Genomic DNA, 24,204 nt, shown 5'->3' on the forward strand with positions numbered 1-24,204 from the left:
AGGACGGGACAGCGCGGTCAGCCCGTCTCCGGTGCCCTAGGGTCGAGGGCCATGACCGACCTTCCGCTCGCGGCCAGCCACGATGCCTTTCCGAACCACGTCTTCGACGCGTTCGGCGTCCCGCCGGCGCTGCTCGACGAGCGTATCGGCGGCTCCGTCATGGTCGTGGCCAAGCAGCCGACGGACGGGCCGCTCACACTCCTCACCGCGGGCGTGTCCCGGTTGCCGGTGGAGACTGGGCCTCCCGTCGAGCTGGCGGTCGAGGTGCCGGAGGGTCAGGAGGGCGCCGCGCTCGTCGCCCTGCGGATCGTGTGCGACGACATCGCCGTCAACCGCCGCACCCCACCGTTCGAGACGCCGTGGCGCAACGGTGACCCGTTCCTGTCCGGGACGCGGATCTCCGCGATCATGGCGACGGGCTCGCGGTGGGGTGCCGCGCTGGACGACGTGCTCGATCCGGCAGGGAGCGTGGTCGGCCACGTCCGCACCCTGCGGCTGCTCACCGACTCGGAGGCGCAGACCGCCGCGCAGGTCGGGTGGTCGGGACTCGTCGAGGAGGTCGGGTCGATCGACGCCCTCCTCGACGTCACGCGTCCCTGACCGCGTCGGGCGACGGCGTGGAGGTCGTCCGGGTCGCGCGACGGACGTGGTCGGTGGGCACGGTCACCCATGATCGAGCAACGCCCGACGACGGTCGGACCTGCGAGAGATCCGACCGTCGTCAAGCCGTGGAGGCGTCCGAAGAGACGTGGACGGTCCCAGCTCAGCCGAGCGGGCCGTAGAGCGCCGGGGAGGTCCGTGCGTGCGTCGCCTGCTCGAGCGCGAACGCGAGACCGAGGATCGGGCCCTCCTCGAAGTCACGGCCCAGGAGCTCGAGGTTGACGCCGCCGCCCGTGACGGTCGCGTCGGCCTCGGTCGCCTGTCCGATCGGCACCGTCACGGCGGGAAGGCCCGTGTTGGGGCTGAGCCGCAGGTTGGTGCCGATGGTCCCGTACGGGTTCGCGCTGGGGTAGACGAGCGCGTCGAGGTCGGCGTCGTCGAGCATCGCGGTGACGAGCTGCTTGCCCTCGGCGAGCACCTTCGTGTGCGTGCCCGCGGGGCCGGCCCACGCCTGGTACGTCTCCGGGGTGACGGCGTCGCGCGACACATAGGTGCCGCGCCGCGACGGGACGTACCGCCCGGACTCGACGATGCCGGCCAGGGACCGGGCCTCGACGTCGGGCGAGAGGTGGTTCGCGACGTACTCGTCCAGGTCGTGCTTGAACTCGTTCGTCGAGCCCGACCCCTCGTTGAGCACGCTCGCGAACCCGTTCGGGAGGACCGGCGACCAGGTCGTGGGCGGCGTCACCTCGACGACGGTGGCGCCGAGCGACTCCAGCGTGGCCCGCGTCTGCGCCCAGAGGCGCAGGGTCGTGGCGTTGCTCCCCAGCATGGACGGCACGTACCCGATGCGGGCGCCGTCGAGCGCGTCCGCGTCCAGGTACTGCGTGTACGAGGCGGGGACCGCTCCCTCCTGGCGCGACGTCACGGGGTCCGCAGGGTCGACGCCCACGACCGCATCGAGCGCGACGGCCGCGTCCAGGACGGTGCGCGCCATGGGGCCGCCCGTGTCCTGGCTCAGCGCGAGGGGGATGATGCCGTCGCGGCTCGCGAGCCCGACCGTCGGCCGCACACCCACGAGCTGGTTGTACGACGACGGCACCCGGATCGAGCCGCCCGTGTCCGTGCCGAACCCGACCCCTGCGAGGTTGGCGGCGATCGCCGCGCCCGTGCCGCCGCTCGACCCGCCTGCGCTACGGCTCGTGACGTACGGGCTCGCGACGAGCGTGCTCGTCCCCGCGTCCTGGAACGCCGAGAACTCGGACACGAACCCGAACGCGAACTCGTCGAGGCTCGCCTTGGCGAGGATCACTGCGCCGTCGGCGCGCAGCCCGTCGACCATCGTCGCGTCCGTGGCGGTCTGGTTGGCGTCCCAGCACCCGCAGCCGCCCGTGGTGGGCATGTCCTTCGTGTCGTAGTTGTCCTTGACCGCGACGGGCACGCCGAGGAGCAGGCTCGTCATGCCGTTCGCGTCCCGTGCTGCGTCCGCGCGCGCCGCGGCCTCGAGCGCGACCTCGCTCGTCGTGATGATCGAGTGCAGGGGTCGCCCGCCCGCGCCCGTGTCGACGAGCGTCGTGTCGTAGGCCGCGATGCGGTCCAGGTACTCCTGGGTGATCGCGACCGACGACGTCACCCCGGCGTTCATCGCCGCCTGCATGTCGAGCACCGAGGCCTCGACGAGCTCGAACGGTCCGTCGTCGTAGATCATCCGCTGGGAGACGGCCGCGAGGTCCGCGACGGTGATCGTGCCGTCGCCGTCCGTGTCGGCCGCCGCGACGTCGTCCCACGCGGCGTCGTCGGCCGTCGCGCCGAGCGCCGCGGTGACGACGTCGAGGTCGGCGACGGTCACCTGGTCGTCGCCCGTGAGGTCGAGCTCGGTCCAGTACGGCGCGAGGAACGGCGCGGTGACGGGGGCCGCCGTCGCGGCGGGAGCCGCGGCGACGGCGAGCACGAGGCCGGTGACGCTGAGCGCGGCGAGCCCGCCCGCCGCGGCTCGCCGGTGGATGGTGGGCACGGGCTGCTCCTTCGTGGTGGTGGGCCGTCGTGGTGCGCGGACGGCGGGTGCGACGGGCGTCGGGTCGTGGCTCATCGGGAGACCACCGCCCGGCGCCGGGCCCAGAGGATCCCGGCACCCACCACGACGGCGAGCAGCGCGGCACCGGCGAGCCAGGCGACGCTCGCGCCTGTCGAGGCGAGGGCGCCCGAGCCGGTCGAGGTCGACGGCGAGTCGGACGCGTCGTCGGCCCCGGGGGCGGTCGTGCCGTCACCGGTCGGCGGCGCGGAGGTCGCGCCGTCCGTCGGGTCGCCCGTGGGCGGTGCCGTCACGACGGCGGTGACGGTCGTCGTGGCGGACGCGGCGTCGGTGAGCGACGCCGTCGTTCCGTCGGCACCGACGAGGGTGGCCGTGGGGACGGCGAACGGAGCGTCGCCCCCGGCCACGGCGGTGAACGTGAGGGTCGCGAGCGTGACGTCGCCCTCGAGGCCGGGGGACGTGCCGAGCCGCGTGTGCGTGACGGCGACTGTCCCGGACCCGTCGTCGGCCACGTCGGAGAACCCGCCGTCGGGCGTGACGGCGGAGTCCTCGGAGAGCTCGACGAGGTCGGGGTCGTAGGAGACCGCCACGTCGTAGGCGTAGAGGTCGACGGCTCCGGTCGCGGCGACCGTCACCGTGATCGGGGCGCCGACCTCGACGCTCGACGGCGCGTCGAGGGCCACGGCGGAGACGGACGGCACGGCGTGCGCCGGGGCGGTGAGGGCGGTCGCGGCGACCGCCAGGCTGCCGACGAGCGCGGCGCGCCGGCCGAGCCGTCGGCGCGAGGGAGAGGGCGTCATGGAGGAGCTGGTCCTTCCTCGGGCGCGCGCCGACTGCGCGCACGACCGTGGTGGTGGTGGAGCCCCCTGCCGGGACCGATGCTCACAAGAGCCTGTTTCCCGGGCGTTTCACGACGGTTAGCGCGAGCAACGAAGCGTGTCTCGTTCCGGTCACGGGCGCTCCGGGGCGGTTCGCCCCACGGTGCGCCGTCGTCGGGCGTCCGGGCGGGTTCAGCCGAGGGCCGGGGGCGCGTCCTCGCGCACCTCGGGATCGGGGATCCGCCGCATGCGCAGCGCGGCGACCACGCCGAGCAGCCCGGCGACGAGCGGGACGAGGAGCGCGACCTGGAGCGCGCGGGCCCGGACGTCGTCGTTGATGCGCAGGATCTCGTCCTGCACCTCGGGCGGCTCGTCGGCGAGCAGCTCGACGAGCTGGGCGTCGCTCATGATCTCGGCGTCGTCCTCGAGCACCGCCGCGACCTGCTGCTTGTCGTCCGGGGGCAGGACGGTGCTCGACTCGGCCTGCGCGGTGAAGCCCGTGGCGAGCGAGGCGAGCATCACCGCGCCGGCGACCGCGAGCCCGAGCGAGAGCCCGAACGAACCCGCCGCCGAGCTGACGCCCGCGGCCTCGCTCGCGCGCTCCTCGGGGACGGGGGAGAGCGTGTAGGCGTTGAGCTGCGACACGAGCAGGCCGAGCCCGGCGCCCGCGACGACGAGGGGCAGAGCCAGCCACCAGCCCGACGTCGCACGCGGCACCACCAGGACCGCTGCCGCGATCCCGAGGACGAGCAGCGCGAATCCCGCGAGCACGCGCGTGGCCGGTCGACGTCGGCCGGGGCGCTTGCCCGCGACGAGCGCGGCGGCGAACATCGTCAGCGACAGCGGGGCGAGCGAGAGGCCGGCCAGCAGCGCGTCGTAGCCGAGCGCCATCTGGAGGAAGATCGGCAGCGCGATCATCGCGCCACCGAGCGCGACCTGCTGCAGGAGCTGCTGCGAGACGCCGATGCGGAACGCGGGGGAGCGGAACAGGCTCGGGTCGACGAGCGTCGTCCGTCCCGCCCGCGCACGCCGCACGAGCCAGGCCGCGAGACCCACGAGGCCCGCAGCGCCGACGACGACGAACGCCCCGACGGCCTCCCCGCCCTCCTGCCACACGAGGACGCCGAGGACGATGCCGCCCATCCCGACCACGGACAGGATCGTCCCCACGACATCCACCGTGCGGTCGCCGGTGTACGGGACGTCGCGCACGAGCCGCACGCCCAGGAGCACCACCACGATCACCACGGCCTCGAGCCCGAAGGCCACGCGCCACGACAGCGTCGTGGTGATGACGCCGCCGAGCAGCGGCCCGACGGCCGCCGCGATCGACGCCGCGGCCCCCACGAGCGCGTAGGCGGACTTGCGCGCGGCGCCGTCGAAGTTGCCGTGCACGAGCGACTGCATGGCGGGCAGCAGCAGCGCGGCGCCCAGGCCGCCGATGACCGACCAGAAGATCACGACCGCCACGAGGCTCTGCGCCAGCGTCATCGCGATCGCGCCCGCGCCGTACGCGAGCAGGCCGACGACGTACGCCCGGCGCCGGCCGACGAGGTCGCCCACCTTGCTGCCCACGAGGATGAACGACGCGGACACGAGCGCCTCGAGCGCGATCGCCGTCTGGACGCCGCTCACGGTCGTGTCGAGGTCGCGCACGACCGCCGAGATCGACACGTTCATGAACGACGTGTCGACGACGAGGACGAACATCGCGGCCGCGAGGAGCAGCGCGAGGCGCCGGGCGGCCGCGGTCGGCCGGCCGGCGGTGTTCTCGGTGCTCTGCTCCACGTCGACCCCCGTCCGCCGTCCATGCTCACGGGCCGCACGGCTCCCGCGCCTCACCCGCCGAGGGTGCTCCCGCTGCCCGGGCGCCGCGACGCGCGCGGTGCCACCATCGGCCTATGGCTGCTGACGGGTGGCGCTCGCGCCACGTCGACGTGGAGGGGCACGACGTGTTCGTGCGGATCGGGCCGAACGTGCCGGGTGCCGTCCCGATCGTCCACGTGCACGGCTTCGCGGTCTCCGGCACGTACCTCCTCCCGACCGCCGAACGCCTGGCCCACCGGGCGACCGCCGTCGTGCCCGACCTGCCCGGCTACGGGCGCAGCGAGCGGTGGGGGCACACCCTCGGGATCCCGTCGCTCGCATGGGCGCTGCTCTCGCTGCTCGACGCGCTCGAGCTCGAGCGGGTGATCCTCGTCGGCAACTCCATGGGCGGCCCCATCAGCCTCGAGGTCGCGCACGCGGCACCGGAGCGCGTCGCGGGCATCGTCCTCGCGTCGCCCGCCGGCGGCGTGCACAACCAGCCGTTCGCCCGCGCCCTCACCCAGCTCGCGCGCGACGCCGGGCGCGAGAGCCCGCGCATGGCCCGGATCGCGGTGCCCGACTACGCGCGCTTCGGCGCCGTCAACGCGCTGCACCTGTTCGCCGAGCTCGTCCGGTTCCCGTCGCTCGAACGCGTGATCCGTGTCCCCGTGCCGACCCTGGCGGTCGTCGGCACGCGGGATCCCCTGATGCCGCCGCCACGGCGCGTGCACGAGGTCGGCACGCTCGCGCCCCCGCACGTGACGATCGTCGCGATCGACGGCGCCGCTCACGCCATGAACTTCAGCCACCCCGGCGAGCTCGCCCACGTCATCGAGTGCTGGCTCGACGGGCGCGAGATCACCGACGACCCCGACCAGCCGGGCGTCTCCCGCGTGCTCCAGATCGCCCACGGCTCCGGCCCCGTCGTCTGACCGGCGCGGGTGTCGGCGCCCGGGGCTAGCCTGCGGACGTGGCCATCACCTGGGCGCAGGCCCTCGCCTGGCGCGCGCGGCGGCACCTGCTCGACCCGGTCGGCGACGACCCGGCCGAGGGCGTCGTCGGGCGGCTGGGCGCCGTCCCGGCGGCCTCGGACGACGTGGCCGGGCTCGCGGTCCGCGTCCGCCAGCGCGCGTCCGAGGCGGGCGAGGTCGGGCGGGCGCTCGCGGACGGGCGGCTCGTCCGCACGTATGCGTTCCGCGGGGCGACGCACCTCGTCACGCCCGAGGACGGCGGTGCGTACCTGGCGCTGCGCCGGGCGGGCCGCATGTGGGAGCGCGCGAGCTGGCGGGAGTACTACCGGCTCGAGCCCGAGGACTGGCCCGACCTGCGGGCCGTCGTGCGCGACGCGCTGGCCGACGGCCCGCTCACGCGGTCCGCGCTGGGCGACGCCATCGCGGCGCACGCGCGGTTCGCGCACCTGCGGCCGTCGTTCGGCGACGGGACGGACACGCTGCTCAAGCCGCTCACGTGGTTCGGCGACATGAGCTTCGCCCCCGCGCGCGACGGGCGCACGACGTTCCAGCGCCTCGACACCAACCCGCGGTGGGTCCACTGGCCCGACCTCGACGCCGCGGGCCGGCACGCGATCCTCGCGTACGTCGGCACGTACGGTCCCGCGACGCCCGAGCACGTGCACTACTGGCTCGGGCAGGGACTGGGCACCGGCCGTGCCCGGCTGAACCGGTGGCTGGCGGAGCTGCGCGACGACGCGCTCGTCGAGGTCGACGTCGAGGGCGACCGCGCCCTCGTGCGTCGCGAGCACGTCGACGAGCTCGCGGGCACGCGCGCGTCGGAGGCGGTGCGATTCCTTCCCGCGCTCGACCAGTGGGTGCTCGGCCCGGGCACCGCGGACCCGAACGTCGTGCCACCGGCGCACCGCGGCGTGGTGAGCCGCGGGTCGGCCGCCGTCACCGTGGGCGGGGTCGTCGCAGGGACCTGGGTGCTCGCGGGCGAGGAGGTGCACGTCGCGTGGTTCGACGGCGGTCGCGCGCCGGACGACGCGCTCGCCGGGGCGGTCGCACGGCTGGGTAGTGTGCTCGGGCGGGACCTGCGGCCCGTGACGGACGGGTGAACGGGAGCGGCGGAGGGAGCGGCACGTGGCGACGACCGGCGGGGTCGAGCTGAGCACCGACGACCTGCGGGAGGTCGCCGGGTACGCGGCCCGGTGTGCGGAGCAGGTGCTGGAGATCGTCGAGGGGGTGCGGCCGGACGACGCCCGCCCCCGCGAGGCGATCGAGGCGGCGTGGGCCTTCGCCCGCGGCGGCGCGCGGGGCAAGGCCTTGCGGGACACCGCGTGGGCGGCGCTCCGGGCGGCCAAGGAGGCGGAGCAGCCGGACGCCGCCGAGGCCGCGCGGGCCGCGATGGCGGCGGCCGGCGCCGCGTACCTGCACCCGATCGCCGACGCCCACCAGGTGAAGCACATCCTCGGTTCGGCGGCCCACGCGGCGCACGCCACGCAGCTCGCGGCGGGCGGGGACGAGGCCGCCGCCACAGGACTCCTCGACGCCGCGCGTGCGCTCTCGACGCCTGAGGTCGTCGACGTGCTGCGCCGGTACCCGCCCGCGCCCGGCGGGGGCGGGCGCGTGGGCGAGCTGGTCGGCCGCCTCGACACCGAGCTGCGAGAGGCGGCGTCCCAGGAAGGGTGGCAGCGATGAGTTTGCGAGGCACGGTCGGTCGGCGCAGGTGACCCGTCGGGCGGTGTGCGCCGTCCGGCGTCCGACACCGCGGAGGACACCATGACGACCACGCCCAGCAGCCCGGCCGCCACCCTGCCGGGACGACCCCCCGTCGTCGACCTCGCCACCTGGCAGGCCGCCCGGGACGAGCTCCTCGTGCGCGAGAAGGCGCACACCCATGAGGGCGACGCCATCGCGGCGGCGCGACGCCGACTGCCCATGGTGGAGATCGACGGCACCGTGGAGGTCGTCGGGCCCGACGGGCCGGTCCCGTTCGTCGACCTGTTCGAGGGGCGCGACGAGCTCGTGGTCTACCAGCACATGTGGCACGACGGCGCCCCGCACCAGGGGCAGTGCGAGGGGTGTACCTGGACGGCGTGGGGCCTGCGGGACGCCGTCTACCTCAACGCGCGTGGCGTCTCGTTCGCGATCCTCACCGTCGGGCGGTGGGAGGAGGTCGCGCCCTACGTGGACTTCATGGGCTACACCCAGCCCTGGTACTCGGTGCGCGGGCTGGACGAGCCGATCGGCGGCGAGATGGGCTATGTGAGCTGCTTCCTGCGCGACGGTGACCGCGTGTTCCTCACGTACCGCACGACGGGCCGCGGCAACGAGCCGACCAGCCCGCACTTCGCCCTGCTCGACATGACCCCCTACGGCCGCCGGGAGGCGTGGGAGGACACTCCCGACGACTGGCCCGAGGGCGAGGGCGTGTGCTGGTACTGGCGTGCGGACGCCGACGGCGTCGCGGGCTGGGGCCCGACCACCCGGCCCGTGCCGCAGTGGACCCGTCCCGGCGTGACGCCGGAGGAGACGCTGGGCCGGAGCGGGCACCACCACTGAGGTGCGCAAGGCGCGCACAGCGGCGCCGGATCCCCGCGCGTCGACGCCGTGTAGACCGAGGATCCCGTCATGCTGCCGAACGCGCGTACGACTGGGTGCACCACGACGCCCTTACTTACAGTTTCGTCGAAACTGTAAGTATGAAGTGGTCTGGACGGTCACTTGAGGGTCGCGCACCGGGTGTGGCGAGGCCCACGCTTTCCGGACACCGCTGGTGTCGATGTCGCGCACCAGATAGATGCATCATGTATCTATGCCTCGAACGACCAGCGGTTCTGCCACCGAGCAGGCGTATCGGCACGTGAAGTCCCTCGTCCTCGGCGGGAGCCTGCCCGGCGGGTCCATGACGAGCGAGGGGGAGATCGCGGAGCAGCTCGGCGTGAGTCGCACGCCCGTGCGAGAGGCGTTCCTGCGCCTGGAGGCCGAGGGTCTGCTGCGCCTCTACCCCAAGCGGGGTGCGCTCGTCGTGCCCGTCGCGCCGGGGGAGGCGGACGACGTCCTCGACGCGCGTCTGCTCGTCGAGACGCACGCGGCGCAGAGCGTCGTGCGCCTGCCCGACACCGAGCTCGCCACGCTCGTCGCTCTCTTGCGCGACCTCGTCACCGCGCAAGAGGCGGCGGTGGCAGACGGGGACGTCGCGGAGTACGCGACGCTCGACGCGCGATTCCACCAGGAGATCGTCGCGGCCGGCGGCAACGCGCTTCTGACAACGTTCTCCGTGAGCCTGCGCGAGCGCCAGCAGCGCATGGTCGCGCACAGCGTCCGGTGGGACCCGCGGCGGGCCGCGACGTTCGTCGCGGGCCACCGCGCCCTCGTCGACGCGCTCGAGGTACGCGACACCCGCACCTACAAGCGCCGCATCCAGCGCCACCTCGAGGACGCGAGGGCGGGTCTGTGAGCGCGGTGACCTCCGGGTCGACCTCGGTGACCGAGAGTGAGACCGCCGCGTCCGCTCGCGGGGCAAGCGCCGTCGTCGGGCCGCAGGCGTGGCTCGCCGTCGCTGCGGTGATGTTCGCCGTCGCGTGGGGCGGCAACGAGTTCACGCCGCTGCTCGTCATGTACCGGGAGGTTGGGCACTTCTCGGCGGTGACCGTCGACGCGCTGCTCGCCGCATACGTCCTCGGCATCGTCCCCGCGCTCCTGCTCGGCGGGCCGCTGTCCGACCGGTACGGGCGCCGTCCGCTGCTGCTGCCCGCCGCGCCGATCGCGCTCGTCGGGTCGCTCGTGCTCGCCGCGGGGGAGTCGTCCGCCCCGCTGCTCGCCACGGGCCGCGTGCTGTGCGGCGTCGCGCTCGGGCTCGTCATGGCGGTCGGGACCACGTGGGTCAAGGAGCTCAGCGACGCGGCCGCCCGTACGTCCGGCGACCCCGACGGCGGCTCTGGCGCCCGGCGTGCCGGCCTCGCCCTCACGCTGGGGTTCCTCGTCGGGGCGGGCGTCGCGGCGGTGCTCGCGCAGTGGGCGCCCTGGCCCACGCACACGGCCTACCTGCTGCACGGCGTGCTGGCCGTCGCCGCCGGGGTGTGGGTGCTGGGTGTGCCGGAGACCCGTGCTCGTGCGGGTTCGTCGGGCAGCGAGCGGGGTCGGCTGCGCGACGACCTGCGCGTGCCGGCCGTCGCGCACCGGCGGTTCCTGCGCGTCGTCGTGCCGGTGGCGCCGTGGGTGTTCGGGTGCGCCGGTAGCGCCTACGCCGTGCTGCCCGGGCTCGTGTCGGCGAGTGCGGGCAGCGCGCCCATCGCGTTCTCCGGGCTCATGACCGTGCTCGGGCTCGGCTGCGGGGTCGGGATCCAGGTGCTCGGTCGCCTCATCGACACCCGCCACAGCGCGCGGGCATCCGTGGTGGCGATGTCGATCGTCGTCGTCGGGATGGGCTTCGGCGCCTACGCGTCGGCGCGGCTCGACCTGCCGACCGCGCTGGTGGCTGCCATGGTGCTCGGCGCGGGGTACGGCCTCGCGCTCGTCGCCGGGCTCAGCGAGGTCCAGCGCATCGCGACGCCCGACGACCTCGCCGGCCTCACGGCCGTCTACTACTCGCTCACCTACGTCGGGTTCTGTGTGCCCGTGGCGCTCGCGGCGCTGTCCGTGCGGTGGACGTACGCGCAGATGTTCCTCGGCGGACTGGTCATCGCCGCGGTCTGCCTGGCGGTCGTCGCCAGCGCGTGGCGCGCGCACCTGCCGACGGGGGAGCGGGACGCCACCTCGGGTGCTGTCGACGAGACCGACCGCACAGCCCCGACCGGGCCAAACGGTGCGCTGGCGGCGTCGCGGATGGGGTAGAGTATCCGAGGCTTCACGGGGTCCGGTCCGCACGGATCGGGCCCAGTGATCCAGCCACGGGCTGTGGCGCAGCTTGGTAGCGCACCTGACTGGGGGTCAGGGGGTCGCAGGTTCAAATCCTGTCAGCCCGACAGTGTGATGTTGCATGACTTCCGAAGGGCCGGACCTACATTTCGTAGGTGCGGCCCTTCGTCGTTCGGGGGTGGGCGCCCACCTCTGGTTTCTCCGGTGCGCCGCACATGCCTCGTCGTTGGATGACGATGACCACCGGTACGCTGCCGTGCAGCGCGCCCGCCGCGCGTGACTCCCTCTCCCGACGACCGTGAGCCAGGGTGTGGGGACGAGATGGGATGGGCTCGATGGAGACGACCCTGGAGTGGCGCGAGGCGCGATATGACGCGCTGGACGTTCGCGTGACGCTGGTCCTTGTCGGGTTGGGCGGCGTTCTGCTCTTCGGGTGGATGCTCGTGCGTCTGCTTCTACGGCTGCGGGGACGAGGCCCGAAGCTCCAGGTGAACGGGCCGAAGGGGCGCATCCTGGTGCAGCTCACGGCAGGCTTGGTCTGTGTCAGCGCTTTCCCGCTCGGGATCGGCGTTCTCGGGGGCTCCTACGCCGCCTACGAAGATCGGGCCCTGGCGTCCCTCTGCGTGGTGCTCGCGGTCCTCTGGCTCTGGGCATGGATCGAGTACGAGTTCGCTAAGCCGGGCCTTCTCGTGATACCTGAGGCAAGGCACATCGCCGGCGCGCGGTCGAGACCGAGGCCGGGCGGTGATCGATCCTGACCTATCACCCGCATGACTCAGCGCGCTGGGCGTCGATCTGGTTTCCGCCGCCACGCCTGGACGTGGCGTGCTGGAAGATCCTTGCCCGACGGGGAATGCCGGTCGTCAGCGCGCTCGGTGTCGAGCTATTGCACACACCAACCGCCGATTCGACGGCTCTTGGACTCGGCGCTACGCCGCGGGAGTCTCGCTGACGGACCTCGTGCCGCTCGCCGACGACGGCACGACGGGGACGACTGTGCGCTTCCTCGTCTATCCCGTGCTGGGCTGGCGACGCACGTTGACATGTCGGGTGTGCGAGAGCGTGCCACGGCGTTCCCGTCGCGGGGTCTGTCCGTCCGCGTGATCGGCTGATCCGCACCGGCGCGCTGCTCGCCCGCGCCGAATCCTTGACTCGGCCACGAACTTGCGGTGGAGTCGGTCGTGTAACTCGTACAGCGGTGTTCGACTATGGAGGGCGAGATGTCCGGAGGCCTGACCCAACTACAGCCTCGGCGTGCCGACGCGCGCCGGAACGTCCAGGCGATCCTCGACGCTGCGGCCGTCTGTCTGAGCCGCGACCCGGACGCGAGCGTCGCCGAGATCGCGCGGTCCGCGGGAGTCGGCAGGGTCACCCTCTATGGACACTTCGAGAACCGTGCCGTGCTGGTCGAGGCGGTCGTCGTGCGCGCGATCGACGAGGGTGACGCGGCGCTCGACGCCGTCGACCTGTCCGGCGACGCGCGCGACGCGCTGGCACGGCTCGTGAGGCAGAGCTGGCTGACGGTCGTGCAGGTGGGCTCGCTCCTCACCGCGGCGACGGAGGCACTCGGGCCCGAGCGGGTGCTCGCGCTGCACGAGCGGCCGGCGTCCCGGGTCGAGCGGCTCGTCGAGCGGGGTCGTGCCGACGGGGTGTTCCGGGCCGACCTACCGTCGTCCTGGCTGGTCGGCACCCTGCACCGGGTCATGCATGGTGCCGCGGAGGAGATCGACGCGGGCCGGCTCGCGCCCGATGACGCGGCGACGACCATCACCGCGACGGTCCTCGCCGCGTTCACCCCGCCCGGCACGCCGGTGCCCGCCGTCCCGGACGAGGTGGCGCGATGACAACCGCGGACCGCACCCCCGAGGCCACCGCGGGAGAGGCGGCGGCCGCCCGACCCGCGCGATGGTGGCCCGTCGCCGCGGGCGCGCTCTTCGGAGCCGCGCTCGCCGTGGCCGCGTGGGTCGGCTTCTCCGACACCGCTCAGTCCTCGCTCGTGCTGACCGCCGCCGCGTTCGTCTACCTCGGCGCCGCCGCGCTCGGCCGCCGTGACGCCGCTTGGCCGCTCTTCGGGCTCACGTTCGTGCTCATCGGCGTCGGGTTCGCCGTCCCCGGGTTCGACCCGTTCTGGGCGATGCTCGGCGTCGTCGTCGTGCTGGCGGTCTACGGCCTCGCGCGCGGGGCCGCTCGCCCAGCCTGGGGGCTGCCGCTCCAGGCCGCGGCGATGGCCGTCGTCGTGGGCATCGCGGCGGCCGTCGCCGTGCTCGGCCAGCCGTGGGCCGGGCTGGTCGTCGGGGCTGGGCTGCTCGCCCACGCCGCGTGGGACGTCCACCACCTGCGCACGGGTCGCGTCGTCTCCGCCTCTCTCGCGGCGTTCTGCTGTGCGCTCGACGCCGTCCTGGGGGCGGCCGTCGTCGTGCTCGCCCTCGCTGCCTGAGGTGGGCCCGCCGCCCGCGCGCCGTCCGCACCGGAGAGCGGACCCGCCTACGCTCAGGGCATGCCGACCGTCCTTCTCGTCCGTCATGGCCGCACCACCGCGAACGCCGGAGGGATCCTCGCTGGGCGGTCCGCCGGGGTCCGGCTGGACGCGGTCGGTCGCGACCAGGCGGCCCGCACCGCCGAGCGTGTCGCGGGCGCGCCGCTCGTTCGCGTCGTGACGAGCCCGCTGGAGCGGTGCCGACAGACCGCGCAAGCCCTGCTCGACCACCAGACCGTAGCGCCGGAGTCTGTCACCGAGCAGGGCATCACCGAGTGCGACTACGGGCAGTGGCAAGGCCGCGCGCTGAAGGACCTGGCCACGGAGCCGATGTGGTCCGTCGTGCAGACCCAGCCGTCGGCGGCGGTGTTCCCGGGCGGGGAGTCGCTGGCCGCGATGCAGGCGCGGGGCGTCGAGGCGGTCCGACGGCACGACGCCGAGGTCGCCGCGCGCCACGGCGCCGACGCGGTGTGGGCGGCCGTCTCGCACGGGGACGTGATCAGGTCTGTTCTCGCCGACGCGCTCGGGATGCACCTGGACCTGTTCCAGCGCATCGTTGTCGGGCCGGCGTCGATCTCGATCGTCCGGTACGGGCCGCACCGCCCGGAGGTCGTGGCCGTCAACACCGAGGCCGGCGACCTCTCGTGGCTGCGGACGGCTGCGCCGGTCGGCGACGCGCCCGTCGGCGGCGGTGCAGGCCCGGCTCGATCTGACGACCCGAGCGATCTTCCGCCGTCCTGACGTCCGACCCGTGGCCGTCCGGTGCGGACGGGCCGAGCGCTCGTAGAGTGAGGGCATGCCCACTCTGGTCCACGAGCACGACTGGCCCGACCGCGTCGTCGTGGGAACCGTCGGGATGCCCGGCTCCCGCACCTTCTACCTCCAGGCCCGCACGGGCACCCGGACGACGAGCGTCGCCCTCGAGAAGGAGCAGTCGGCCGTCCTCGCCGACACCATCCAGCGCCTGCTCGACGAGCTGATGGAGGCGCCCGACAACCGGTACAGCGTCCCCGTCGACGTGCCTGCCGAGCTCGTCGACGACAACCCGCTGGACCTTCCCGTCGAGGAGGAGTTCCGCACGGGGTCGATGCGGCTGAGCTGGGACCCGCGCACGGCGCAGGTGGTCGTCGAGGCGTTCCCGCTCGTGGACGAGGACGACGACCCCGACCCCGATGCGGACGAGCCCGAGCCCGCGGAGTCGTTCCTCATCCGCATGCCGGTGGGGACGGCGCGCGCCTTCGCCCAGCGCACGCGCGCCGTCGTGCAGGCGGGCCGCCCGGCCTGCCCCCGCTGCGGTCGGCCGGTGGACCCCGACGGGCACGAGTGCGTGCTGCCCGACGAGGCGTGACGTCCCCGCACGACGACGTCGACGCGGCGCCACTCGACGCGGCACCGCTCGACGCCATACCGCGCGACACCACGTCACAAGACACTGAGCCGCTCGAGGTCGTCGGACGCATCCGCGCGGCGTCGAACGCGACGTTCCTGGCCCGGATCGGAGAGGTCCCGGTCGTGTACAAGCCCGTCGCGGGGGAGAAGCCGCTGTGGGACTTCCCCGACGGCACGCTGGCCGGCCGCGAGGTGGCCGCGTACCTCGTCTCGGAGGCGCTCGGCTGGGGCGTCGTGCCGCGCACGTGGCTGCGTGACGGACCGCTCGGCCCGGGCATGGTGCAGCTCTGGCAGAACGTGGACACGGCCCAGTCGCCCGTCGACGTCGTGCCCACCGACGAGGTGCCGCGCGACGGCGTGCGGACCGTGCTGGAGGGCGTCGACGAGGACGACCGCCCGGTGAGCGTCGTCCACGAGGACTCGCCGTCGCTGCGGCGCATGGCTGTGTTCGACGCGGTCGTGAACAACGCCGACCGCAAGGGCGGGCACGTGCTGCCGCTGCCCGACGGGCGTCGCCTCGGCGTCGACCACGGCGTCACCTTCCACGTCGAGCCCAAGCTGCGGACCGTGCTGTGGGGCTGGCTCGGGGAGGGCCTGGACGACGACGAGCTCGCGGGCGTCGAGCGCGTGCGCGCCGGCCTCGGGGCCGGCTCCGCCACGGGTACCGGCACGACGTCCGGCACCGACGGCGACCTCGGCCACCGGCTCCGAGGCCTTCTCACGCCCGACGAGGTGGCGGCCCTCGCCGAGCGCTGCGACCGGCTGCTCCGCACGGCACGGTTCCCCGCGCCGGAGGGCGACATGCCCGCCGTCCCCTGGCCGTTGTTCTAGCCCACCGCGTCGAAGGCGTCGGGGCACGACACCCAGCCACGCGCGCCGGACGTCCCGCGGCTCAGCGGCCGTGCGGGTCCGCCGCGTTGAGCACGCGCACGACCTCGTCGTAGTCGCCGCGCGCCTCGCCGAACCGGAGGAACTTCACGCGCTCGACGAGGATCTCGTGCGCGTCCGGCTGCGCCCGCAGCAGGTCGACGACCTCGGTGACGAACTCGTCGAGCGGCATCGCGAACGCGCTCTCGCGCTGGCCCGGCATGAGGTCGGTCGCGACGGACGGCGGGACGAGCTCGACGACGTCGACGCTCGTGTCCGCGAGCTGGAGGCGCAGCGCCTCGCTGAGCATGTGGATCGCGGCCTTGGACGCGTCGTACGTCGGGGTGACCGCGAGCGGCGCGAACGCCAGCCCGGAGGACACCGTGACGATGGTCGCGTGCGGTCGGGTCTGGAGGTGCTCGACGAACGCGCCGATGAGCCGGATCGGCCCCAGCACGTTGGTCGTGACGATCTGCTCGGCCGTGTCGAGGAAGCCCTCGGGGTGGTGCCAGTCCTCGGCACGCATGATGCCGGCCATCGTGACGAGCGTGTCCAGGTCGGGGTGGCGGTCGAGCACCTCCTTGGCCGCCGACGCGATGCTCTCGGGGTCGGTCGTGTCGATGCGCACGGTGTCGAGGCCGGGGTGGTCGGCGGCGATCCGCTCCAGGAGGTCGGTGCGGCGCCCGCCGACGACGACGGTGCTGCCCTGCTCGTGCAGCGCGACCGCGAGCGCCAGCCCGATGCCGCTCGTCGCGCCGGGGATGAAGACGGTGCTGTTCGTGAGGTCCATGCCTCGATCCTGGGCGCGCGGCGAGCGCCGCGGCAGAGTCCGGTCATCGGGGGACCGGCGATCCCTGGCACGGGCGCGTCGCACACCGGACGATGGGCGCATGGACCGTGCCGCGCTCGCCGACTTCCTCCGCCGTCGCCGGGAGGCGCTGCAGCCGGGCGACGTGGGGCTCCCGGCCGGGCTGCGCCGTCGGGCACCGGGCCTGCGCAGGGAGGAGGTGGCGCAGCTCGCGCTGATGTCCACGGACTACTACACGCGCCTGGAGCAGCAGCGCGGGCCGCAGCCGAGCACGCAGATGCTCGCGTCGATCGCGCGGGCGCTGCGCCTGTCCGACGACGAGCGGGACTACCTCTACCGGGTCGCCGGGCACGGCGTCCCCGACCGGGCGACCGACCCGGGGCACGTGGCTCCCGCGCTGCAGCGCGTCCTCGACCGCCTCGGCGACACCCCGGCACTCATCCTCAACCCGCTGGGGGAGACGCTCGCGCAGAACGACCTGGCCCGTGCGCTGTACGGGGACGCGACGGCGTACTCGGGCTGGGACCGCAGCGAGATCTACCGGTGGTTCGCCCACCCGGGGACGGCGCGCGCGATCTACCCCGCGGACGACCGGGACCGGCAGGGTCGGGCGCTCGTGGCGAGCCTGCGCTCCGCCGTCGCGGTGCTGGGCCCGTCGTCGCGCGCGGGCGAGCTCGTGCGCGTCCTGCGGCGCACGAGCCCGGAGTTCGCGGCGCTGTGGGAGCGGCAGGAGGTCGCGCGCCGGTTCGTGGACCACAAGACGCTCGTGCACCCGGTGGTGGGGGAGATCGAGGTGGACTGCCAGGCGCTGGTGACGGAGGACCAGCTCCAGGTGCTCCTCGTGCTCACGGCGGCGCCGGGCACGGAGGCGGCGGAGAGGATCCGGCTGCTCGGCGTCGTCGGGACGCAGGACCTCGTGGGCGGCGGTGCCACGGGGCGCCGATGAGAAAGCGGGTCGGCGGTGGTCTGAGCCTGGTCCGGGCAATCGCGTATCAAGGGAGATCGACGAGATGAGACCGCTGCGCTACTCGATCAACGTCACGCTCGACGGCTGCTGCCACCACGAGGCCGGGCTTCCCCCGGACGAGGAGTCGATGCGCTACTGGACCGCCGAGATGGAGCGCGCCGACGCGCTCCTGTTCGGGCGCGTGACCTACCAGATGATGGAGTCGGCGTGGCGCCGGCCTGCCTCGGGCGTGTGGCCCGACTGGATGGACGAGTGGGAGGTTCCCTTCGCCGAGGCCATCGACCGGGCGAAGAAGTACGTCGTGTCGAGCACGTTGAGCGACGTCGACTGGAACGCCGAGCTGGTGCGGGGCGACCTCGGGGAGGCGGTGCGGCGGCTCAAGGACGAGGCGGGCGAGGGCCTGTGGGTGGGCGGCGTGAACCTGCCGCTGGCACTGGCGGACCTGGGGCTGATCGACGAGTACGAGCTCGTGGTGCAGCCGGTGCTCGCCGGGCACGGGCCGACGTTGCTCGCCGGCCTGCACGAGCGCATCCCGCTCGAGCTGGTGGAACGCACCCCGTTCCGGTCGGGCGCGCTCGCCGTGCGGTACCGGCCCGTGCGCGCCACGGCGTGAGCCGACGCCCGTCGTCAGGGGTCGAGGCGCCGGCGCAGCAGGCAGAACTCGTTCCCCTCCGGGTCGGCGAGCACGTGCCACGGCTCGTCGCCCGTCTGCCCGACGTCGGCGGGTCGCGCCCCGAGGGCGAGGAGCCGCTCGAGCTCGGCGTCCTGGTCGCGGTCGGTGGGGTTGACGTCGAGGTGCAGCGGGAGTTTGCCCGCCCGCGGGTCGGTGCTCGGGCTGAGGATCAGGGTGGGCTGGAGGCCGCCGAACCCGGCGTCGGGCGGGCCGATCTCGATCGAGCCGTCGCCCTCCCGGTCGAGCTCGACGTAGCCGAGGACGTCGCACCAGAACCGCGCGAGCAGCTCCGGGGCGGCACAGTCGAGGACCAGCTCGCTGATGCGGGATGCCATGTGACGCACTCTACGGAGCCCGCGGTGCCGGCACCCGGCGGGGGAGTCGCGATCGTGAAAGCCTGACCGTCACGTGCGGCGAGAGGGAGTCGGGATGGGGCTGGGCAGACGGCGGTCGGGGAAGCGGACGGGCGAGCCCACCGAGGCAGTGGGCGCGGGAGCCGTCGCGTCGCGCGACGAACCGGTCCGCGACACCCCAGCGGCGGACCCGGGCGCGGCCGACATCGGCACGTCCGACGCGCCGTCGCACCCGTCGGGCGTCTCCGCGCTGTGGTCGGACGGCGTCGGGCGCGCGGGCACGCGCTCGGTCCAGGTCCTCGCGATCGTCGCTCTCGTCGCCGTCGCGGTGTTCGCGGTCACGCGGCTGACGCTCATCGTCATCCCCGTGCTCATCGCGCTGGTCCTCGCCGCGGCGATCTCCCCGCTCGTGAGCCTGCTGCGGCGCAAGGGCGTGCCGTCCTTCCTCGCGACGGTCGTCGCGCTGCTCGCCCTGGTCGTCGTGCTCGGCGTGGTCGTGTGGCTGGTCGTCGCGGCGGTCGTCAACCAGTGGCCCCAGCTGCGCGACCAGGCGATCGACGGGTTCGACGAGCTCCAGGCCTACGTGCAGGACCTGCCGTTCCAGATCACCGAGGAGCAGCTCGCCTCGGTGCGCGACTCGCTCGTCGGCCTGCTCCAGTCCGACGCCGTGGGCGCCGGGGCGCTCGCGGGCGCCTCGCAGACGGTCGACTTCGTCGCCGGGTTCTTCGTCATGGTCGTCGTGCTGTTCTTCTTCCTCAAGGACGGCCCGGCGATCTGGGAGTTCCTGCTGCGCCCGTTCGAGGGCGCGCGGTACGAGCGGGGGCAGCGGATCGGCGAGACGACGGTCCGCACGCTCGGCGGGTACGTCCGCGGGACGGCGATCGTCGCAGCGGTCGACGCCGTCGCCATCGGCATCGGCCTCGCGATCGTCGGGGTGCCGCTCGTCATCCCGCTCTCCGTGCTCGTGTTCCTGCTCGCCTTCATCCCGCTCGTCGGCGCGACGCTCGCCGGCATCCTGTGCGCGCTCGTCGCGCTCGTGGCCGTCGGGCCGGTCGAGGCGCTCATCGTGGTCGCGATCGTCATCGCCGTGAACCAGCTCGAGGGCGACCTGCTCCAGCCCGTCGTCATGGGCCGCACGCTGCGGCTCCACCCCCTCGTGATCCTCGTCGCGCTGACCGCGGGCACCGTGCTCGCAGGCCTCACCGGCGCCGTGCTCGCCGTCCCGATCGCGGCCTCGATCTGGCGCGCGATCCAGGTGTGGGACGGGCCGGACCTCCCGGCGCGGTTCGCCCGGCAGAAGCGGCACGAGACCGTCGACGGCGCACCCGCGTCGTCGTAGCCGCGCTACGGCTGCCCCCCGGTCGCCTGCCGTCCCAGCCGTCCGGCGACGGTCGCGCACGCCGCGACGAGCTCCGCCGGACCCGCCGCGAGCACGTCCGCGTCGAACGCGGCGACCCGCGCGGCGAGCGCGACCCAGGACCACGAGCCCAGCGCGACCCGGCAGCGGTCGGGCCCGAGCACCTCGACCGCGCCGTCCTCGACGAACGGGACGACGGCCTGGGCCGGGGCGGCGAGCTCGACCCACCCGCGGCACGGCCATCCCGCCTCGCCCGCGGGCGACGCGGACCCGAGGGACGGCGTCGACCCGGCGAAGCGGGCCGCGACGAACGCACCCACGTCGCCACCGGGGAGCTCGCGGCGCACGAAGCGCGGCCCCGTCGGCTCCCGGGGAGTCGTGCGGTCGAGGCGGAACGTGCGCCAGTCCGCGCGGTCGAGGTCCCAGGCGACGAGGTACCACCGTCCGTCACGCACGACGACGTGGTGCGGCTCCACGCGCCGGGGCGGCGTCGCGGCACGGCCCACGCCGGTGCCCGGGCCGTCCGCGCTCCCGGTCTCGGCTCCTGCTCCCGTGGCGGCGAGGGGTGGCGCGTAGTCGAGGCGCAGCACCTCTCGCCGGCGCACCGCGATGCTCACGGCGAGCAGGACGTCCAGGTCGACCGACGGCGCCGGCCGCCCGGGGTGCGCGGGCACCGGGGCCACGTCGACGGCGTCGACCCGGTGGCGCAGCCGCGCGGGCAGCACCTGGCGCACGGTCGCGAGCGCCCGCACGGCCGCCTCCTCGATCGCGTCGCCCGGTCCGCTCGCCGCGACGGTGCGCAGCGCGACGGTCAGCGCGACGATCTGCTCGTCGTCGAACAGCAGGGGCGGGAGCTCGGCGCCGGCGTCGAGGCGGTAGCCACCGTCGCGCCCGCGGGTCGCGACGACGCGGTAGCCGAGGTCGCGCAGGCGCTCGACGTCGCGGCGCACCGTGCGCGGGTCGACGCCGAGCCGCCGGGCGAGCTCGGGACCCGTGCGGTCGGGGCGCGCCTGGAGGAGCGACAGCAGCAGGAGGGTCCGGCGCGACGTCTCGGTCATGCGCCCATGCTCGCGCACAATGCGGACGCTATTCGCCCTGATGGGTCGAGAGTGTGGTGGCACGAGCCCGGGCGACGTCCGGGACCGACGGGCGCCGCGACCGCGGGCCCGACGACCGACCCGGAGGCGACGCCATGTCCGTCCAGACCACTCCCCACCTCAACTTCCGCGGCGACGCCCGCGCCGCGCTCGAGCACTACCGCGCGGTGTTCGGCGGCGACCTCGTCCTCACCACGTACTGCGACCTGGGCCAGGCCCCGGACCCGGCCGAGGCCGACCTCGTCGTCTGGGGCCAGGTCAGCGCGCCGAGCGGCTTCCGCGTCATGGCCTACGACGTCCCCGCGGGACGACCCTGGAGCCCCGGCGAGGCGCCGTTCTTCGTCTCGGTGCGCGGCGACGACGTCGAGGAGGTCCGCGGCTACTGGGACGCGCTCGCCGACGGCGCGACCGTCGTCGCGCCGCTCGCGTCGTCCGACTGGGCGCCCCTGTACGGGATGCTCACGGACCGGTTCGGCGTGACCTGGGTGCTCGACGTCGCCGCGAGCCGCTGACCCGCGGGCCGGGCGCCCTCGCGACGCGGGGGCGCCCGGCCGCGGCCGGGGCCCGCCCGCGCGGTTCACCCGCCCCGTCCGCGTCCGCGCGGGCGGGTCCCCGCCTCTCTCCAGGTGCAGGGGACCGAACCGAGGGGGACCCCATGGCTGGAACCAGGAAGTCGGCACCGAAGAAGCCGAGCCGGCGCGAGGTGCCGGAGACGCCCGACACGGTCGACGCGCTCTACCCGCCGCTGCCCGAGCGGATACCGCTCACGCTCGAGTCCATCGCGGGCGACGAGCCCACCTACGCCGAGATGCTCGAGTCCATCTGCGGCGCCACCGACGACTCCCAGCCCGTCGAGCAGTACGACGGCACGCTGGGCGTCACCCAGGCGTACGTGAGCGCCCATCAGAAGCAGGCCGTGCAGGTGCAGTGGAACACCGGGCTCGGCGGCGTCTTCACCAACCCGGGCAACGTGGACGGCGTCCGCTGGGGCAGCGGCACGCTCATCGCCCCGGACCTCGTGCTCACGTGCGGGCACCTGTTCGACCAGAGCGCGGACGGCTGGGTCCTGCCTCGCCAGAACGGCTCGATGCAGGTCGTCACGCCGCAGCAGATCGCGACGAGCATGCACATCAACGTGCTCTACCAGGTGGACGCGAGCGGCGTGCTGCGCACCGAGGTGAGCTTCCCGATCGTCGCTCTCGTCGAGTACCGGCTCGGCGGGCTCGACATGGCGGTCGTCCGCGTGGGCGGCAACCCCGGGAACACGTACGGGTTCACGGCCGTCGCGACCGCGAACCCGGCCGTCGGGGACATGCTCGCGATCATCGGCCACCCCGCGGGGATGCCGAAGCGGGTCGAGGCCGGCCCCGCGACCACCGTGACGACCAACCAGATCCGCTACGACGACATCGACACGCTCGGAGGCAACTCCGGGTCCGGCATCCTCGGGCCCGCGGGCGAGCTCGTCGGCGTGCACACCAACGGCGGCTGCAACGCGGCGGGCACCGGCTCCAACTTCGGCACCGCGATCGCGGGCATCCGGGCCGTGTCGCCGACGCTCCAGGCCCTGCCGCACGGGGCGCGCACCGCGACCGCCGACGACGGGTTCACGTCCCTGGCGCAGGACGTCATCGCGACCGTCAAGGCCGCCGACCAGGTCGGCACGCTCCGCGCGGCCGACACCGCACGGGCCGTCGACGTGCTCACGATCCGGCAGGCCGACTCCCATACCGTCGCCGACCAGATCGGTACCTCGTTCCTCCGGGACCAGGGCGGGACCCCGCTGGCGCTGGACTCGATCTTCCAGGCCGACACCCGGTTCGCCGCCGACAACCCCGTCGCGACCGGGTTCGCGGGCGACGTCGGCACCGGACCCGGCGACACGCTCCAGGAGGGCATCCTGGACATCGACGACCTGTTCGACCCCGTGGTGAACCCCGCGATCGGACGGCTCGTCCAGGCGGGCGCGCTCGCGGGCGCGCGGCCGTTCGTCCAGGGCGCCGAGTCGCTCGTCGACGAGGAGACGGAGGCGGAGCCCGGCGACGTCGTCGGCGCGCTGGTCGAGGCCGTCGCCGAGGCGCGGGCGACGCTCGAGGCCGTCGAGGCGGCCCTCACCCAGCTCCAGGCTGGGCAGTGACGCGATGATCGGCATCGTGTCCCACGCGGACGACCTCCACACCACGGAGGTCGTCCGCCACCTGGACGCGCTCGGCGCGCCCCACGTGCTCCTCGACACCGGGCACGCCCCACGGTCGGTGTCGCTCACCTCGACGCAGGACGCGGCCGGGTGGCGGGCAGACTGGGTCGACACGAGCGCCGAGGGCGTGAGCGCCGTGGACGCCACGCAGCTGCGCGCCGTGTGGTGGCGGCGGCCACAGCCCTTCGCCCTGCACGACGACGTCCGCTCGCCCCAGGACCGCGGCTTCGCCCACGGGGAGATCGCCGCCGCGGTGTCCGGGCTGTGGTCGTGCCTCGGCGCCACCTGGGTCAACGACCCGGACCGCGACGAGGCCGGGTCCCGCAAGATGTGGCAGCTCCAGGTCGCCGCGCGGCTCGGGCTGCGCGTGCCCCGCACGTGCATGACCAACGACCCCGCCCGAGCCCGCGAGTTCCTGCGCCGCGAGCCGGGTCCGGTCATCTTCAAGCCCTTCAGCGGCACGCCCGCGACGTGGCGTGAGACCCGCCCGGTGCGCGAGGCGGACCTCGACCTCCTCGAGAGCGTGCGGTTCGCGCCGGTCATCTTCCAGGAGGCCGTCGCGGGGTCGGACGTGCGCGTGACGATCGTCGGCACGCAGCTCTTCGCGGCCGAGCTGCGGACCGAGGAGTCCGGGTACGCCTACGACTTCCGGGTCGACACCCACCACTGCCCGACGACGGCCCACGACCTCCCCGAGCACGTCGCCGCCGCGCTCCTGCGCCTCATGGACGTCCTCGGGCTCTGGTACGGGGCGGTCGACCTGCGTCGTACCCCCGCGGGCGAGTACGTCTTCCTCGAGATCAACCCGGCCGGGCAGTGGCTGTTCGTCGAGTACGCGACCGGGCAGCCGATCGCCGCGGCGCTCGCGGGCCTCCTCGCACGGCTCGACCGCGAGGACGGCACGAGGGCGGCGCGTCGGCGCACGTGGCGGAACAGCGTCGCGTGAGC

At 74.3% G+C, this 24,204-nt stretch carries 25 protein-coding genes and 1 tRNA gene; 20 read left to right on the forward strand and 6 right to left on the reverse strand.

Annotated features, from left to right (window positions below; translation table 11 throughout):
- Nucleotides 1-51: 51 nt before the first annotated feature.
- Nucleotides 52-600, forward strand: coding sequence for a suppressor of fused domain protein (locus AC6CH9_RS04500; protein ID WP_472863779.1), 549 nt, complete (start codon nucleotides 52-54; stop codon nucleotides 598-600).
- Between the two features lie 163 nt (nucleotides 601-763).
- On the opposite strand, the gene AC6CH9_RS04505 is transcribed toward AC6CH9_RS04500, so the two are convergent.
- From AC6CH9_RS04505 to AC6CH9_RS04515, 3 genes are all read right to left on the reverse strand, one after another.
- Nucleotides 764-2,614, reverse strand: coding sequence for an amidase family protein (locus AC6CH9_RS04505; RefSeq protein ID WP_498153835.1), 1,851 nt, complete (start codon nucleotides 2,612-2,614; stop codon nucleotides 764-766).
- A 71-nt stretch (nucleotides 2,615-2,685) separates the two neighbouring features.
- Nucleotides 2,686-3,432 carry a cohesin domain-containing protein gene (locus tag AC6CH9_RS04510; RefSeq protein WP_498153836.1) on the reverse strand — a complete coding sequence of 249 codons (747 nt, stop codon included), beginning with the start codon at nucleotides 3,430-3,432 and terminating at the stop codon, nucleotides 2,686-2,688.
- Between the two features lie 210 nt (nucleotides 3,433-3,642).
- Entirely contained in the window at nucleotides 3,643-5,160 is a 1,518-nt protein-coding gene (locus tag AC6CH9_RS04515) for an MFS transporter (protein ID WP_498154118.1), read from the reverse strand.
- A gap of 191 nt (nucleotides 5,161-5,351) precedes the next feature.
- On the opposite strand from AC6CH9_RS04515, the gene AC6CH9_RS04520 reads away from it, so the two are divergent.
- The 13 genes from AC6CH9_RS04520 to AC6CH9_RS04580 all read left to right on the forward strand — a co-directional run bounded on the left by AC6CH9_RS04520 (nucleotide 5,352) and on the right by AC6CH9_RS04580 (nucleotide 15,768).
- On the forward strand, nucleotides 5,352-6,188 hold the full coding sequence (locus AC6CH9_RS04520; RefSeq protein ID WP_498153837.1) for an alpha/beta fold hydrolase: 837 nt from the start codon (nucleotides 5,352-5,354) through the stop codon (nucleotides 6,186-6,188).
- 38 nt (nucleotides 6,189-6,226) lie between these two features.
- On the forward strand, nucleotides 6,227-7,327 hold the full coding sequence (locus AC6CH9_RS04525) for a DNA glycosylase AlkZ-like family protein (protein ID WP_498153838.1): 1,101 nt from the start codon (nucleotides 6,227-6,229) through the stop codon (nucleotides 7,325-7,327).
- A 25-nt stretch (nucleotides 7,328-7,352) separates the two neighbouring features.
- A complete protein-coding gene (locus AC6CH9_RS04530; RefSeq protein ID WP_498153839.1) occupies nucleotides 7,353-7,910 on the forward strand; it encodes a putative immunity protein in 558 nt (185 codons plus the stop codon).
- Nucleotides 7,911-7,991: 81 nt separating this feature from the next.
- Nucleotides 7,992-8,774, forward strand: a complete 783-nt coding sequence (locus tag AC6CH9_RS04535) for a DUF899 family protein (protein WP_498153840.1) — start codon at nucleotides 7,992-7,994, stop codon at nucleotides 8,772-8,774.
- A 253-nt stretch (nucleotides 8,775-9,027) separates the two neighbouring features.
- On the forward strand, nucleotides 9,028-9,672 hold the full coding sequence (locus AC6CH9_RS04540; protein WP_498153841.1) for a GntR family transcriptional regulator: 645 nt from the start codon (nucleotides 9,028-9,030) through the stop codon (nucleotides 9,670-9,672).
- Between the two features lie 26 nt (nucleotides 9,673-9,698).
- Nucleotides 9,699-11,048 (forward strand): MFS transporter, encoded by a 1,350-nt coding sequence (locus AC6CH9_RS04545; protein ID WP_498153842.1) that lies wholly within the window; start codon nucleotides 9,699-9,701, stop codon nucleotides 11,046-11,048.
- A 57-nt stretch (nucleotides 11,049-11,105) separates the two neighbouring features.
- A tRNA-Pro gene (locus AC6CH9_RS04550) sits at nucleotides 11,106-11,179 on the forward strand.
- A gap of 228 nt (nucleotides 11,180-11,407) precedes the next feature.
- Nucleotides 11,408-11,830 carry a hypothetical protein gene (locus AC6CH9_RS04555; RefSeq protein WP_498153843.1) on the forward strand — a complete coding sequence of 141 codons (423 nt, stop codon included), beginning with the start codon at nucleotides 11,408-11,410 and terminating at the stop codon, nucleotides 11,828-11,830.
- A 462-nt stretch (nucleotides 11,831-12,292) separates the two neighbouring features.
- A complete protein-coding gene (locus AC6CH9_RS04560) occupies nucleotides 12,293-12,916 on the forward strand; it encodes a TetR/AcrR family transcriptional regulator (RefSeq protein WP_498153844.1) in 624 nt (207 codons plus the stop codon).
- Nucleotides 12,913-13,509, forward strand: a complete 597-nt coding sequence (locus AC6CH9_RS04565) for a hypothetical protein (RefSeq protein ID WP_498153845.1) — start codon at nucleotides 12,913-12,915, stop codon at nucleotides 13,507-13,509. Before AC6CH9_RS04560 ends, AC6CH9_RS04565 begins: the two co-directional genes overlap by 4 nt.
- 60 nt (nucleotides 13,510-13,569) lie before the next feature.
- Entirely contained in the window at nucleotides 13,570-14,289 is a 720-nt protein-coding gene (locus tag AC6CH9_RS04570; protein ID WP_498153846.1) for a histidine phosphatase family protein, read from the forward strand.
- Between the two features lie 55 nt (nucleotides 14,290-14,344).
- Nucleotides 14,345-14,896 carry a DUF3090 domain-containing protein gene (locus AC6CH9_RS04575; RefSeq protein WP_498153847.1) on the forward strand — a complete coding sequence of 184 codons (552 nt, stop codon included), beginning with the start codon at nucleotides 14,345-14,347 and terminating at the stop codon, nucleotides 14,894-14,896.
- A gap of 56 nt (nucleotides 14,897-14,952) precedes the next feature.
- On the forward strand, nucleotides 14,953-15,768 hold the full coding sequence (locus AC6CH9_RS04580) for an SCO1664 family protein (protein ID WP_498154119.1): 816 nt from the start codon (nucleotides 14,953-14,955) through the stop codon (nucleotides 15,766-15,768).
- A 61-nt stretch (nucleotides 15,769-15,829) separates the two neighbouring features.
- On the opposite strand, the gene AC6CH9_RS04585 is transcribed toward AC6CH9_RS04580, so the two are convergent.
- A complete protein-coding gene (locus tag AC6CH9_RS04585) occupies nucleotides 15,830-16,594 on the reverse strand; it encodes an SDR family oxidoreductase (protein WP_498153848.1) in 765 nt (254 codons plus the stop codon).
- Between the two features lie 100 nt (nucleotides 16,595-16,694).
- On the opposite strand from AC6CH9_RS04585, the gene AC6CH9_RS04590 reads away from it, so the two are divergent.
- Both AC6CH9_RS04590 and AC6CH9_RS04595 read left to right on the forward strand, forming a co-directional pair.
- Nucleotides 16,695-17,558 carry a helix-turn-helix transcriptional regulator gene (locus AC6CH9_RS04590; RefSeq protein ID WP_498153849.1) on the forward strand — a complete coding sequence of 288 codons (864 nt, stop codon included), beginning with the start codon at nucleotides 16,695-16,697 and terminating at the stop codon, nucleotides 17,556-17,558.
- A gap of 64 nt (nucleotides 17,559-17,622) precedes the next feature.
- Nucleotides 17,623-18,192 (forward strand): dihydrofolate reductase family protein, encoded by a 570-nt coding sequence (locus AC6CH9_RS04595; RefSeq protein WP_313663294.1) that lies wholly within the window; start codon nucleotides 17,623-17,625, stop codon nucleotides 18,190-18,192.
- Nucleotides 18,193-18,206: 14 nt separating this feature from the next.
- Here AC6CH9_RS04595 and AC6CH9_RS04600 read toward each other — a convergent pair whose 3' ends face one another.
- The gene (locus tag AC6CH9_RS04600) at nucleotides 18,207-18,587 is read right to left on the reverse strand and encodes a VOC family protein (protein WP_498153850.1); all 381 of its coding nucleotides are present in this window, start codon (nucleotides 18,585-18,587) and stop codon (nucleotides 18,207-18,209) included.
- 94 nt (nucleotides 18,588-18,681) lie between these two features.
- On the opposite strand from AC6CH9_RS04600, the gene AC6CH9_RS04605 reads away from it, so the two are divergent.
- Complete coding sequence (locus AC6CH9_RS04605; protein ID WP_498153851.1) at nucleotides 18,682-19,944, forward strand: AI-2E family transporter; 1,263 nt, start codon at nucleotides 18,682-18,684, stop codon at nucleotides 19,942-19,944.
- Nucleotides 19,945-19,949: 5 nt separating this feature from the next.
- On the opposite strand, the gene AC6CH9_RS04610 is transcribed toward AC6CH9_RS04605, so the two are convergent.
- The gene (locus tag AC6CH9_RS04610; RefSeq protein WP_498153852.1) at nucleotides 19,950-21,020 is read right to left on the reverse strand and encodes a helix-turn-helix transcriptional regulator; all 1,071 of its coding nucleotides are present in this window, start codon (nucleotides 21,018-21,020) and stop codon (nucleotides 19,950-19,952) included.
- A 134-nt stretch (nucleotides 21,021-21,154) separates the two neighbouring features.
- Here AC6CH9_RS04610 and AC6CH9_RS04615 point away from each other — a divergent pair, with 134 nt between their 5' ends.
- The 3 genes from AC6CH9_RS04615 (at nucleotide 21,155) to AC6CH9_RS04625 (ending at nucleotide 24,202) form a co-directional block, all read left to right on the forward strand.
- A complete protein-coding gene (locus AC6CH9_RS04615; RefSeq protein WP_498153853.1) occupies nucleotides 21,155-21,571 on the forward strand; it encodes a VOC family protein in 417 nt (138 codons plus the stop codon).
- A 143-nt stretch (nucleotides 21,572-21,714) separates the two neighbouring features.
- Nucleotides 21,715-23,196, forward strand: a complete 1,482-nt coding sequence (locus tag AC6CH9_RS04620; RefSeq protein ID WP_498153854.1) for a trypsin-like serine peptidase — start codon at nucleotides 21,715-21,717, stop codon at nucleotides 23,194-23,196.
- A gap of 4 nt (nucleotides 23,197-23,200) precedes the next feature.
- Nucleotides 23,201-24,202, forward strand: coding sequence for an MvdC/MvdD family ATP grasp protein (locus tag AC6CH9_RS04625; protein ID WP_498153855.1), 1,002 nt, complete (start codon nucleotides 23,201-23,203; stop codon nucleotides 24,200-24,202).
- Nucleotides 24,203-24,204: the final 2 nt, after the last annotated feature.

It is taken from the genome of Cellulosimicrobium sp. GQ32, from assembly GCF_059758455.1.